At 44.7% G+C, this 13173-nt stretch carries 12 protein-coding genes; 7 read left to right on the top strand and 5 right to left on the bottom strand.

The genetic code is table 11. From position 1 onward, the window contains the following. Position 1: 1 nt before the first annotated feature. Positions 2–670 (bottom strand): phage shock protein PspA, encoded by a 669-nt coding sequence (gene pspA / locus AACQ75_RS17100; RefSeq protein WP_026027628.1) that lies wholly within the window; start codon positions 668–670, stop codon positions 2–4. A 230-nt stretch (positions 671–900) separates the two neighbouring features. On the opposite strand from pspA, the gene pspF reads away from it, so the two are divergent. The 6 genes from pspF to AACQ75_RS17130 all read left to right on the top strand — a co-directional run bounded on the left by pspF (position 901) and on the right by AACQ75_RS17130 (position 7240). Then, positions 901–1908, top strand: coding sequence for a phage shock protein operon transcriptional activator (gene pspF, locus AACQ75_RS17105; protein ID WP_026028021.1), 1008 nt, complete (start codon positions 901–903; stop codon positions 1906–1908). A 96-nt stretch (positions 1909–2004) separates the two neighbouring features. Continuing rightward, a complete protein-coding gene (sapA, locus tag AACQ75_RS17110; RefSeq protein ID WP_170889123.1) occupies positions 2005–3624 on the top strand; it encodes an ABC transporter substrate-binding protein SapA in 1620 nt (539 codons plus the stop codon). Then, a complete protein-coding gene (locus tag AACQ75_RS17115; protein WP_013857041.1) occupies positions 3624–4586 on the top strand; it encodes an ABC transporter permease in 963 nt (320 codons plus the stop codon). The genes sapA and AACQ75_RS17115 overlap by 1 nt, the downstream gene beginning before the upstream one ends. Next, positions 4573–5460 carry an ABC transporter permease subunit gene (locus AACQ75_RS17120; protein ID WP_013857042.1) on the top strand — a complete coding sequence of 296 codons (888 nt, stop codon included), beginning with the start codon at positions 4573–4575 and terminating at the stop codon, positions 5458–5460. The genes AACQ75_RS17115 and AACQ75_RS17120 overlap by 14 nt, the downstream gene beginning before the upstream one ends. Further along, on the top strand, positions 5460–6455 hold the full coding sequence (locus AACQ75_RS17125) for a peptide ABC transporter ATP-binding protein (protein WP_010320232.1): 996 nt from the start codon (positions 5460–5462) through the stop codon (positions 6453–6455). Before AACQ75_RS17120 ends, AACQ75_RS17125 begins: the two co-directional genes overlap by 1 nt. Then, positions 6452–7240 (top strand): peptide ABC transporter ATP-binding protein, encoded by a 789-nt coding sequence (locus AACQ75_RS17130; RefSeq protein WP_013857043.1) that lies wholly within the window; start codon positions 6452–6454, stop codon positions 7238–7240. The genes AACQ75_RS17125 and AACQ75_RS17130 overlap by 4 nt, the downstream gene beginning before the upstream one ends. A gap of 311 nt (positions 7241–7551) precedes the next feature. On the opposite strand, the gene AACQ75_RS17135 is transcribed toward AACQ75_RS17130, so the two are convergent. Beyond that, a complete protein-coding gene (locus AACQ75_RS17135) occupies positions 7552–8337 on the bottom strand; it encodes an AraC family transcriptional regulator (RefSeq protein WP_017043971.1) in 786 nt (261 codons plus the stop codon). Between the two features lie 96 nt (positions 8338–8433). Here AACQ75_RS17135 and AACQ75_RS17140 point away from each other — a divergent pair, with 96 nt between their 5' ends. Next, positions 8434–9552 (top strand): multidrug effflux MFS transporter, encoded by a 1119-nt coding sequence (locus AACQ75_RS17140; protein ID WP_170889124.1) that lies wholly within the window; start codon positions 8434–8436, stop codon positions 9550–9552. Positions 9553–9637: 85 nt separating this feature from the next. On the opposite strand, the gene AACQ75_RS17145 is transcribed toward AACQ75_RS17140, so the two are convergent. The 3 genes from AACQ75_RS17145 to AACQ75_RS17155 all read right to left on the bottom strand — a co-directional run bounded on the left by AACQ75_RS17145 (position 9638) and on the right by AACQ75_RS17155 (position 12968). Beyond that, positions 9638–10030: a DUF2750 domain-containing protein gene (locus tag AACQ75_RS17145; protein ID WP_017047713.1), complete on the bottom strand. Its 393-nt coding sequence runs from the start codon at positions 10028–10030 to the stop codon at positions 9638–9640. A gap of 100 nt (positions 10031–10130) precedes the next feature. Then, the gene (locus tag AACQ75_RS17150) at positions 10131–11036 is read right to left on the bottom strand and encodes a manganese-dependent inorganic pyrophosphatase (protein WP_088728800.1); all 906 of its coding nucleotides are present in this window, start codon (positions 11034–11036) and stop codon (positions 10131–10133) included. 195 nt (positions 11037–11231) lie between these two features. Continuing rightward, entirely contained in the window at positions 11232–12968 is a 1737-nt protein-coding gene (locus AACQ75_RS17155) for a glycoside hydrolase family 36 protein (protein ID WP_170889125.1), read from the bottom strand. Between the last annotated feature and the right edge of the window lie 205 nt (positions 12969–13173).

Below are 13173 nucleotides of genomic sequence, written 5' to 3' on the forward strand. Positions count from 1 at the left end.
GTTATTGGTTTTTGTCCATTTGTTGTTTCAGTTTTGCTAGCTCTTGTTCAATTTCATCTTGCGCTTGAAGTTCAGCAAATTCTTGGTCGAGTGACTTAGCGTTACCGGACATAGCGTAGAGATCGGCTTCAGCTTCAAGTTCATCGACTTTACGCGAGTACTGCTCAAACTTCGCCATCGCTTCATCAGTACGGCTAGTATGCAAATGACGTTGCACATCACGACGGTTGTGCGCAGTTTGGCTACGAAGTGCCAAAGCTTGCTGCTTCACCCGTGTTTCGGCAATTTTGGCCTCTAACTTACCGATTTCCCCAGTCAATTTATCGATAGTTTCTTCTACCAAGGTTTGTTCAGTGTGCAAGCCTTTCTGCATTTCTTGCAATTTCTTTTTTTCAATTAAAGCAGCGCGAGCGAGATCTTCACGCTGTTTAGCAAGCGCCAAGGTCGCTTTCTGTTGCCAATCTTCAATATGAGAGGCCATAGAATCCACTTTACGCGCGAGCTCTTTCTTATCCGCAATAGCTTTGGCCGAATTGGTGCGTACTTCCACCAAGGTGTCTTCCATCTCTTGGATGATTAAGCGGATCATCTTTTCAGGATCTTCCGCTTTATCTAACAGTGCACTGATATTCGAGTTTACGATATCGGCAAAACGAGAAAAAATACCCATGTTCAATCTCCTGATTAGTTGTTCATGACGATGTAGTTATTGGTGAACCATTTTGAATCGCTCAAAACGTTAAGACGAGAAGAGATAACCAAGTTTCATGCCATATATAAATTCATTGATAATCAATAAATTAGATAATATCTCATAGAATGAGATTACTGTGCTATGATGATTTTCGCCAAGAGTTAGTGAATTTAACCACCCTTTCAATCACAGTGTGGAGAGTGAACATGCAACAAAACTTACTGGGTGAAGCGCCTCAATTTTTATCGGTACTGGATAAAGTCTCTAAGCTTGCACCGATTGATAGGCCGGTATTAATTATTGGCGAGCGGGGAACGGGCAAAGAGTTAATCGCTCAGCGCTTACACTATCTTTCCAAACGTTGGGACCAACCACTGGTTTCGTTAAACTGTTCAACCTTGAGTGAAGGGTTAATTGACTCTGAGCTCTTTGGTCATGAATCAGGCTCGTTTACCGGAGCCAAAGGACGTCACCAAGGACGATTTGAACGGGCAGAAGGTGGAACTCTTTTTTTGGACGAGCTCGCCACCGCGCCGCTTGCTGTACAAGAGAAACTACTTCGAGTGATTGAATATGGGCATTACGAACGTGTCGGCGGTAGCCAACGGCTTAATGCGAATGTCCGTATCGTCTGCGCAACCAACGCCAATCTTCCACAATTAGCTGAAATTGGAAAGTTTCGAGCTGACTTACTCGACCGACTGGCCTTTGATGTGATCCAGCTTCCACCGCTAAGAGAGCGAAAAGAAGATATTATGCCACTTGCTGAGTATTACGCGATTAAGATGTGCCGTGAACTGAACTTAGCGCTCTTTGTCGGGTTTAGTGCAGAAGCGGCAGATCAGCTTCAACACTACTTGTGGCCGGGAAATGTGCGTGAACTTAAAAATGTCGTGGAGCGTGCTGTCTATCAACATGGAACGGCCTCCCATCCGATTGAAAACTTGGTTTTTAACCCTTTTGCTAATGAGTGGCACAAACCAGATGACCTTACTGGCAATCTCTCCACAGATCGCCATACTTACACCACTGGCTTTGAATTTCCGATGGATTACAAAATGTGGCAGGAGGATCAGGACAGACAACTACTGAGTGCCGCGCTCAATGCCAGTAAGTTTAATCAAAGACAAGCTGCAGAATTACTCGGCTTGAGCTACCACCAATTGAGAGGTATGGTGAGAAAATATCAACTCGTCGGCAGCAATGATGATTAACCCTAGGTTTAGATCAACAAAAAATGGTAGATTATCAGGATTTTGAGGCATAATGATTAGCTTTGTTTGCCTTACTTCTCACAGTTATTTCTCTTTATGAAAACATTGATACGATTCGCACTAGGAATATGCAGCTTTAGCCTACTGATAGGCTGTAGCGAACAAATTGACCATAGTAAAATTCGCCAGAGCGGATTCGTATATTGTGGTCACGGCAATCCCACCACTTTTAACCCACAATTGGTTGAGAGCGGCATTACGTCTGAAGCTCTCAGCCCACAGATTTACGACACGCTGTTGCAATTGGATTCAGAAACCTTACAACCGATACCCAGTCTGGCCACGAGTTGGACAGTGAATCCACAGGGTACAGAGTATACATTCAAGCTAAACGATAGCGTTCAATTTCAATCAACCGCTTGGTTTACACCGACTCGCGCTCTTAATGCCGATGATGTGGTCTTCAGCTTTCGCCGAATCATTGACCCAACCAACCCGTTTCATTACGTCAATAGTGGCGTCTACCCATGGTTTGCGGGTATTGATTTCAAAAACTTGCTGATCGATGTTCAAGCTCTGGATGAACTCACGGTTAAATTTACCCTCAGCCGTCCCGACAACTCCTTTTTATCCAATATCGCCACCAGTCACGCTGTCATACTCTCCTATGAGTATGCTAATCAATTAGTGATTGAAGATGAAAAAAGCATGATCGACAGCCATCCTGTTGGATCCGGACCATTTTATCTAGACGAATTTAAAGTGAATGACCTTATCCGCCTCCGTCGTCATGGCGCTTATTGGAATGGCGTGGCGAAGATGGAACAAGTTGTATTTGATGTCTCCAACCGAGGTACAGGGACACTCGCCAAACTACTACGCCATGAATGCGATGTGCTCAGCTCGCCTATTTCAAGCCAAATCCCTATTATCAAGCAGCAATCGGAAATAGAGCTTGATGCCAAGCCTGCGATGAACGTGTCTTATATTGCTGTGAATACCTCTCACCCTGCGCTCAGTGATGTTCGCGTGCGTAAAGCGCTTAATTTTGCGATCAACCGCCAAAATATTTTGGACTCGGTCTATTACGGTACAGGAAGTATTGCTTATAACATTCTTCCCCCCTCCTCTTGGGCCTATCAAAAGGACAGTATTCAAATTCGCTATGATCGTAACTACGCGATCGCATTACTTAAAGAGGCTGACTATTACGCCAACTTGGAATTGACGATGTCTGTTCCTGCAGAGTCTCATGCCTATAATCCAAGCCCACGTAAAACCGCCGAGTTAATTAACGCTAACCTTGCCGACATTGGTATTACATTGCATATCATCACGGAAGACCGCCTCGATCGTTCAAATTTGGCCCAGCACGCCAATGTTGATCTGATTTTAACGGGCTGGAATGGCGATACCGCAGACCCAGATAACTTTTTGCGTCCACTGCTCTCATGTAATTCAGATCGCTCAGGGCTCAATGCCTCGATGTGGTGCAATAGTGATTTCGATTTTCTACTCGATTTGGCCTTGGAAGTAGACAAGTCACGCTATCGCCTTAACTTATACAAACAAGCGCAAAATATCTTGAATGAAGAATTCCCTGTTATCCCATTGGCACACGGCATGCAATTTAAAGCGTACAGCAAAACATTAACGGGCTTTAAACTCAGCCCATTTAATGTACAACCATTCAATACGGTTGAGAGGGTCGAATAGTGTTTTTATATACGGTACGCAGACTCAACTTATTTATTATCACGTTACTCATTTTGACGATGGTCGGGTTTGCACTGCTGCGCTTAGATCCACAGTCGCCTCTAACTGCTCATGGATTTTGGTCAGGTTGGTCAACCTATTTAGGGCAACTACTGCAACTGAATTTTGGCGTCAATCACAGTGGTGTCCCGATTGTGGACGAACTGGCGATGGTCTTTCCAGCAACGCTGGAGTTATGCCTCATTGCTTTTACTCTCTCTTTGTTAATTGGTCTCCCTATTGGTACGCTCGCAGGAATGAAGCAAGGTAAATGGATTGATACCGTCATCTCCTTCACGTCAATGTCCGGCTATTCAGCACCGCTATTTTGGGTAGCTTTGCTAATGATCATGGTCTTTTCACTGCATTATGAGCTGTTTCCTGTTTCAGGACGTTATGATCTACTCTACCAAGTGGAACACGTGACAGGTTTCGCTCTGATCGATGCTTTTTTCGCTGAAGGCAACTACCGTGCTCATGCTTTGCAAAGTGTTATTGAACATATGATTTTACCCTGCTTGGTACTGGCTCTAGCACCGACGACACAAGTGGTGAGCCTGATGCGTTCTTCGGTGGCCGATGTAATGGCTCAGAACTATATACGCGCCGCTCGAATTAAGGGTTTAAGTGATTACGAAATTGTCACCGAGCATGTGCTGAGAAATGCAATTCCACCTATTATTCCTAAATTCGGGGTTCAGTTATCGAGTATGTTAACGCTAGCAATTATTACTGAATCCATCTTCAACTGGCCGGGAATCGGCCGTTGGCTGCTCGATGCCTTATCTAACCAAGATTATGTCTCCATTCAAGCCGGCGTGATCGTAGTTGGTACGCTCGTTCTCACAGCAAACATTCTGTCTGATTTGATTGGCGCTATGGTTAACCCGCTGGTAAGAAAGGAATGGTATGCTAACAAATAACATTTATCAGGAAGAGCATATTCCAACTCAGTTTGAGCGGTTTTGGCGCAGCTATCGCAATAACAGTTTGGCGATGTTTGGCTTGTGGTGCTTAGGACTCATTGTGTTGATTACCCTCACCTCTCCTTGGATAGCCCCTCATGATCCGCAGTTGCAAACGAGCAACCTATTAATACCGCCTTCTTGGGATCCTGCGGGTACTGTCGAATTTTTCTTAGGTACCGACGATTTAGGCCGAGATATCTTGTCACGGTTGATTGATGGTACCCAATACACCTTCGCTGCCGCTATTTTAATCACCGCTATCGCGGCTGTGATCGGCTGTTTTATCGGCATTATGGCAGGCATGACCAAAGGATTATTGTCCAGTACATTGAACCACTTACTCGACACGGTCATGTCGATTCCATCGTTGCTGCTTGCCATTATTTTTGTGGCACTGCTCGGTTTTGGCGAGTTCAATATTTTGCTTGCGATTGGTTTGGCACTCATCCCTCGCTTTGTTCGTTCGGTGTATATTGCCGTACACAACGAAGTAGAAAAAGACTATATCCTCGCCGCACGTTTAGATGGTGCCAATGACTTTTATCTGTTGTGGAACTCCATTTTACCCAATGTCCTTGCTGTCATCGCCAACGAAATAACACTCGCGTTATCCATTGCCATCTTAGACATCACCGCTTTGGGCTTTCTTGGTTTGGGTGCTCAAGCACCAAGCACCGAATGGGGCACCATCTTAGGTGATTCAGTTGAGCTGATTTACCTCGCACCGTGGACAGTCACTCTCCCCGGTTTAGCGATTATGTTTACGGTGATCATCATCAACTTAGTCGGTGAAGGTGTACGACAAGCTCTGAATGCAGGGGTGGAATAATGCCATTATTAGATATTCGCCATCTCACCATCGAAATTGATACGCCACAAGGCATGGTAAAAGCAGTCGATCGCATGAGCTTAACCATGAACGAAGGCGAAATTCGCGGGTTGGTGGGAGAATCCGGATCAGGAAAAAGCTTGGTGGCTAAAGCCATCGTAGGAATATGCAAAGATAATTGGACCATCACCGCCGACCGCATGCGCTTAGGTAACATTGATCTACTTCAGCTGACGCCGCGCGAACGCCGGCGAGTGATTGCCCGCGACATCGCGATGATTTTTCAAGAACCGTCAACCTGCTTAGACCCTTCAGATGAAGTGGGAAAACAGTTGATTGAATCAATTCCATCGCGCACATTTGAAGGCAAATGGTGGCAGCGTTTTACATGGCGTAAAAAACAAGCCATTGCCCTTTTACATAAAGTAGGAATCAAAGAGCACGCGCGCATCATGAGTAGCTACCCCTATGAGCTAACTGATGGTGAATGCCAAAAGGTGATGATTGCGATGGCTATCGCAACCAAACCAAAAATTTTAATTGCTGATGAACCAACGAACGATTTGGACCCCATTACCCAATCACAGATATTGCGCCTGCTAAGCCGGATGAACCAGGTTAATAACACCACGATTCTATTGATTGGCCACGACTTAACCACCATTACCCAATGGGCTAACCGTATTACAGTGATGTACTGCGGTCAGTCTGTTGAGTCAGCCGATACCCAGAAAATATTGAGTGAACCCAAACACCCTTATACGGCCGCACTACTGAAAGCGATGCCCGATTTTAGTGATTGGATCCCGCATAAAGAAAAATTGCAATCCTTACCGGGTTCCATTCCACCCTTGCAACATTTACCGATTGGTTGCAGATTGGGGCCTCGCTGCCCCTATGCTCAGCGCCAATGCGTTGAAATACCGTATCCACAACGTATTAAAAATCATAAGTTTGCCTGCCATTTCCCACTCAATATGGAGCAACAGTCATGAGTGCGTCATTATTAGAAGTGAACGGGTTAACTAAAGATTTCATTACCCGTTCAGGTCTGTTTCGCAAGAAAATTCAGCATGCAGTCAAACCGGTTAGCTTTACATTAGAAGCGGGACAAACCATTGGTTTTATTGGCCAAAATGGTTCTGGTAAATCGACATTGGCACGAATGCTTGCGGGGATGGTTGAACCCTCGGCTGGCGAGATACGCGTTAATGGAGAGTTATTGGAACACAAGGATTACTCCACGCGCTGTAAGCTGATTCGAATGATTTTTCAAGATCCGAACACATCGCTCAACCCAAGAATTCAAATTGGTCGTATTCTAGAAGGGCCGCTCAAAAGAAACACCAATATGCCACCTGAAGCTCGCATGAAGCGCGTGAAAGATACGCTATTGCGCGTTGGGTTATTGCCAGAGCACGCCTACTTCTACCCGCAAATGCTCGCCACCGGGCAAAAACAGCGGATTTGCTTGGCACGAGCACTGATTCTACAACCGTCGATCATTGTGGCTGATGAAGCATTAAACGGGTTAGACATGGCAATGCGATCACAGATGATTAACTTGTTTCTAGAACTGCAAGAAGAGATGGGTGTCTCGTTTGTGTATGTCTCTCAGCACCTTGGTATTGTAAAACACATTACAGACAAAATTATGGTGATGCACGAAGGCGAAGTAGTCGAATCGGGTGACACACAAGAAGTATTGTCTAATCCAACTCATCCCATCACTCAAAGAATGATTGAGAGCCACTTCAACAAAGCGCCCAGCTTTAAATAGCCGCTCTGTATTTAATGTCGGAAGACAATATCGTGTGAACGATTCAGATACAGTACTGTTCCTCCCCCTTTTAGGAGGGGGTGGCCCTCCTAAAAGGGGAGGATTGACAGTGCTCACCCCACCCTAACCCTCCCCTAAAAGGGGAGGGAATTAGTTTCGTTAGCGTTGAGAGTATTTCATTTATGATGATAGATGCGGGTTGCTAAAATAGTTTTACCCTAAACCTTCTTGAGGAAATTGAGTTCCCATTTCAGTAAATCACTATTTGGCTTGTCTTTTCGTAATACCAATAACCTGACTACTTGATTAGTTTAATTCAATCTACTTCTACTGCTTTTCATAAAACTGAGAGGTGTTTGTCCTGTTTGTTTCTTAAAAAAAGCAATAAACGCACTATCAGAAGAAAAGCCTAGCAAATGAGAGACCTCGCTAACTTGTATTTCTTTAGACAGCAACTCAATCGCCTTTAACAAGCGCCATTGCTGCCTCCAGTCTTGATAGGACATTCCTGTTTCTGCTTTGAATAGCCTTGTGATCGTTTTGGTACTTGCACCTATAGAATGTGCGATGGTGGTAAGAGGCGGCACCAAAAAAGATTCTTGCATCACTTGTTGGCAGAATTTTTTAAACCGACGATCTAACGGTAAGGGTAATTGGAAAGAATGACGTTTAGCCGCATAAAATTCCTCCCAAAAAAGAGCCGTCGTTTTTTGCATTTCATTTTCAGGTTTATCCCATGCCCACAATGCCATCTTATCAATGAGTGCCTTTAGCAAAGCATCAACTTCTATCATAATCATGTTATTTGGACATTCAAAAACTGCACAATCGAAGTATAGCGATCGATAAGCTACCACGTTCGTCATCATCGCTCGATGTTGGATGTATGGTGGAATCCAAACTGCTTTTGTCGGTGGTAAAATACAGATTGAGTTATCTAAAGCAAAGCTGATGCATCCTTGAGGCGCATAGAGAAGTTGGCCTTTTTTATGTTGATGCATTCCCGAGTCGTGTTTACCGATGTCGGCTGCTATCCCTACAACGCAAGCTGTTAATTTATCAGCATCGAATTGGGTTTGTTCATCAATAATCGCCATTTGTCCGAATCTTGTTGTTTCTGGTATTAATGTTGTTAATAGATAAAGAATAGCCTCATTTATACTGTGCGCCAAGTTCATTGATGAGGACACAAGATGAATACAAAACCTTCTTTATGGCTGATGGTTGTCATGTTGATGTTTCCGCAAATCGTGGAAACCATTTACAGCCCTGCTTTAGGTTCTATTGCCCAATCATTTTCGGTAAACGACGCCCAAGCAGCTCAAACGCTGTCCGTTTATTTTTTAGCTTTTGCTATTGGTGTTCTTGTTTGGGGAATACTGGCAGACAAATTTGGCAGACGCCCAACCATGATTATTGGCCTATTTATATACGGCTGCGCTTCTTTGGTGGCTATGCAAACTGAAAGCTTTAGCATCATCATGGTCGCACGCGCATTTAGCGCATTGGGAATCGCTGTTGGTTCAGTTGTGACACAGACCATGCTTCGCGATGCGTTCAGTGGCGAAGAGTTAGGCAAGGTCTTTAGCCTAATGGGAATGGGGATATCAATTAGCCCTGTGTTAGGAATGCTACTAGGTGGTCAGCTAACGTCTATTGGTGGTCATCATTGTGTGTTCTTGGCGCTATTTGTTATGGCGATAATGCTATTTTTGTACAACCTGATTAAGCTTCCTGAAACTCAAAAAGAAAGTCAGTCTCTACAACTAGGTAGCTTAAGTCTTCGAATGTTGAAAGATTCGCACATCTGGTTTTCGGCTTTATTGGTTGCGCTATACAACATTGCACTGTTCTCTTATTACCAGCTTGGCGCTTTTACTTTTGAAGCGTTAGGTCTTAGCTCTGCCCAATTTGGTTACAGTGGGGTTGTATTAGGGCTTGGGACGTTACTAGGCAGTTACTTAAACAAAACTCTACTTTCGAAACAAGTGTCGCAACGTTCTCTTTTATGGGTATCCGCTATGCTGTTAACTATTGGTGCTATCGGGGTTTATGCCATGCAGGGCTCTATTTGGTTTTTAGCACCAATGATGTTAGTGGTGATGTCTTTTGGTATTGCGATCCCAAATGTGCTGAGTGTCGCTTTGGTTGACTATAAACAACAATCGGGTAGTGCTGGTGCTCTATTTGGACTTCTGTATTACTTATTGATTGGTGGCGGATTAGCTCTAGTTGGCGAGGTTCAAAACTTAGGTATGGTGCTTATCGTATGTAGTGCAGCCACGGTATTGGTCACAACATCACACAAGTAATAAGTTACTGATATTTAATTGCAAATCTTTCCCGCACTGTTACTAATTTAGCTAGAAAAAGAGCTTCTATCAGAAGCTCTTTGAGTTAGCGCGTTTTACTGGCTTGCTTTTTCAATTCAAAATCAAATTCGTCGGGAAATAACACAACGCCTTCTTCATTCTCATTGGGGAACACCACCACCGACAGTTCATCTTCTTCCAAGCCCGAAGTCCAACGGCTGTGCCATTTGTTCAAAGAGATCGCTTCCGCTTCACACGCTTGCCACTCGCCTGTTGCCCATGCCTTGGCAAACTCTTGGTTAGGCCACACAGGAACACAATCATCTTCTTCTGTGTTGAGCATGACACAACCGTGCTCATCTTTTAGTATCCAAACTTCACGGTTTGCAACAATGGCTTTAATGCAGTATTTAAAACGTTCTTCTTCATTATAGCGATTGATTGCTTCTATCTGTTCTGTGGTTAATGCGTCTGCCATAGCCCGGCTCCATGCGAAAGTTGGGGAATATAAAAACGCCTACAGTGTAGCACTGCAGGCGTTAAATTTAGAATCTTAAACAATAAGATGATAAAAAGGATTAAGCCAATTCAGCTTGCAGCCAAGGCCAACCTTGTTTCTTACGGCTTAAGGTATTTTCCATCATCAACATGCCATCTTGTTCGTGTTTAGTCAGTTTTTCAGCCCATTCACCAGTATAAAGAAGACGGGTCTGCGCGGTGGTAATGTCGGTCAACATCACGGCGGCAAACGCAAGGCCTTCCTCTTCACAGCGACGAACTAGATCTGCTTGAATGGCGTCAATCATGCCATCGACTTGTTCAAGCGTTGCCAATTCCACTTGACCAACCACCACATCACGGCCGTTGAATGGGTAAGCTTTCAAATCTTTCTCAACAAGTTGAGCGGCAGATAAACCTTCAATGTCTGTTTTCGCAATCAAAAGCGCTTTAATAAAGGCATCAAGGTCTTCAACATCAGCAATTTCAGCCAGTGCCAGCACCGCTTCTTTATCTTTTGGTGTGCACGTTGGAGACGCAAAACCGACCGTGTCAGACAAAATCGCAGACATCATCAATATGGCTAAAGGACGTGTGATTGGCGCATTTTCCATCTTGAATAGGTTGAACAAGATAGTACAGGTACAGCCAACTGGCCAAATCCACGCTTCTAGCGGATTCACTGTCATTACGTCGCCTAGGCGATGATGGTCAACAATACCGAGAATTTCCGCTTGGTTGATGTCATCAGGTGCTTGCGCAAGATCGGTATAGTCCACAAGCCATACTTTTTCGCCCGCGACGCTAGTACGAAGTTCAGGTTGATCAACACCGGCTGTTGCAAGAATGTGTTGAGTTTCACGGTTAATTTCACCCTGACGAACAGGCGTTGCTTCTAGACCACGTGCTTTAAGTAATTCAGCAGCAACTAATGCACCACAAATGCTATCACTATCTGGGTTTTTATGACCGACAACGAAAATCATCTTTCTTCCTATTTTAATGCTATTTGATGGCCTATCGAAGGTGATAGGCGAGATTGCTCACAAAGGCCGATACTTTACCTGATTTTCAGAATTTGTCATGGCTTGTGGTTAAGAAATTATGGCTAATTTAGCGCAGCATTCCGCTACCCCGAATCATTCAGTTAACCTGAGCACTCTGTTAACAAGGGCACTCCACTAACAAGAGGTAATCACTGCTCGGCTGGCTAAGCCACTTGCCAAGGAGACTTCAAATACTTTGACTGGCTCTGGCGAAAGCTTATCTCCTGTCCAGTAGTCATACCAATCCACTGGCTGGCTCGCTGTTAAGGTATAGTCACACGCCTCACCTTGGTAATTGAATAAGCAGTGCAGATCATTGCGTTCTGTTAACTTTAAAAATAGGTGATTGAGAGCCAATGAAGTTGGCTTAGCCGCATCTTGGTTGTGTTTGCGCCTAATCATTAACTTATTTAGGCTCTGCTTAGCAAAAGAGGTCAATCCTGGGAGTGGATCACCTGAAAGCAATAAACCACCACACGCAAGCAATACATTGCGATGAAATTCATAGCTGATGCGATCGGTCGATTGATTCGCAAGCGACGTCAGTGTTGCGCAATCAGGATCAATTTGCCATAACTTGCGGTGCTGCCAACTGCGATAAAAAGTCTCTTTAGCGATTTGTTCAAAGCGCTGTGGCGAACGCTCGACATCGTCCGAAACACGCATGGCATCTACTAAACCCAGTGACGGCCACATCGGCGCGTTACATCCAAGTAACCATGCCTCTCCCGCGCCTTCTGCTATCGCCTGCATCCCTAAACGGTACGCTTCAACACCCGTCACTCCCGACTGATAACGCCGTCCTTTAAGTGCTCCCCAATAGTTCGCATCTAACTTAAACAGCTCAACACCCCACTCTTCTTTCATGGTTTTGATCACATGGGTTAAGTATTCCTGCACGTCAGGATGAGAGCCATCCAGCACATACCAAGGTGTACAACGCCAGCCACCGTAGGTTACTTCTTCAGCTTTCAGTGGTTGTCTTTGAGCATTTTGTACAAACCAATCTGGATGTTGCTTAAACAATTGAGATTCAGCTTGTGCAATGAAGGGAGCGAGCCAAATTGCAGGTTTTTTCCCCGCTTGTTTGATCTCTTGGATCAGTGCTTTAACACCACGAGAAAACTTATCGGACGGCGTCAACCAATCGCCCATAAACGCCTGATAGCCATCATCCAGCAACACCCATTCTAGCCCCGAAAGTTCTCCTTGCATTGCCGCAAGGTTGGTTAGGATGTGCTGTTCATTAACATCGGCATAATAGGCATACCATGAACACCATCCAACGGGCGCAGGTTGTGCCACACCAGCACGCGGCGTATGGTGACAACTAATATATTGCGCATACTGTTGATACAAACCTGATAATGAATCACCTTGCAAAATAACGACGGATTCTAAACTGTTATTTGTCCAATCTTGTGGATGGGTCTGCTCGCCGTCAATGGAAGCGACTAAATAGGTGCCCGTCCTTTCCTCAAGAATTTCAAAATAGCCAGCAAAACGGTGGCAAGAGGTAAAACCAAACAGTTGGTATCCGGTGGATTGTTCAATCACCAGCGTGTTGTAATAACGTTGGCTGTCTTGCAGCGGGTAAATCCGGTAGCTCAAGCTATTGTCAGGGCAACGCCCCACATCCACCGGATGATGCAGCGAACCTGCAGTTTGCGCTAGCATTTGAAAACCGTCACCAATCACTCGTGCGTCCGATTCAACGTCAAATAGAGTGCGAAACAGCGAGTAGTGATCGGAAATGGGCGAGTTATGTATTCCTGAATAGGAAAAACTGATCTCATCGCCTTGCAATTGGGCAATCAAATCCGGTTGAAGTAACTCAACTTCTCGATGACATGGCAGAGTGATCGTTGTCATAACACCTCAGTACAAAGTACAAATTGTTGTTCTGGCAGTGTCTAATGAATTCGCGTTGCATGTAAGTTGTTTTGATCACGTTTTCTCTTTGACGTGGCTCCGTATGCTGTTTTATTCAACAATGAGAACGCCCAAGGTACAAGTTTGGATGTGACAAGTAAAACGCCAGCATGTTTGCTGGCGTTTCGTTGAGCTAATGACGGAA

Source organism: Vibrio sp. B1-2, from assembly GCF_963888445.1.
In the GTDB taxonomy this organism is placed as follows: Bacteria; Pseudomonadota; Gammaproteobacteria; order Enterobacterales; family Vibrionaceae; genus Vibrio; species Vibrio anguillarum.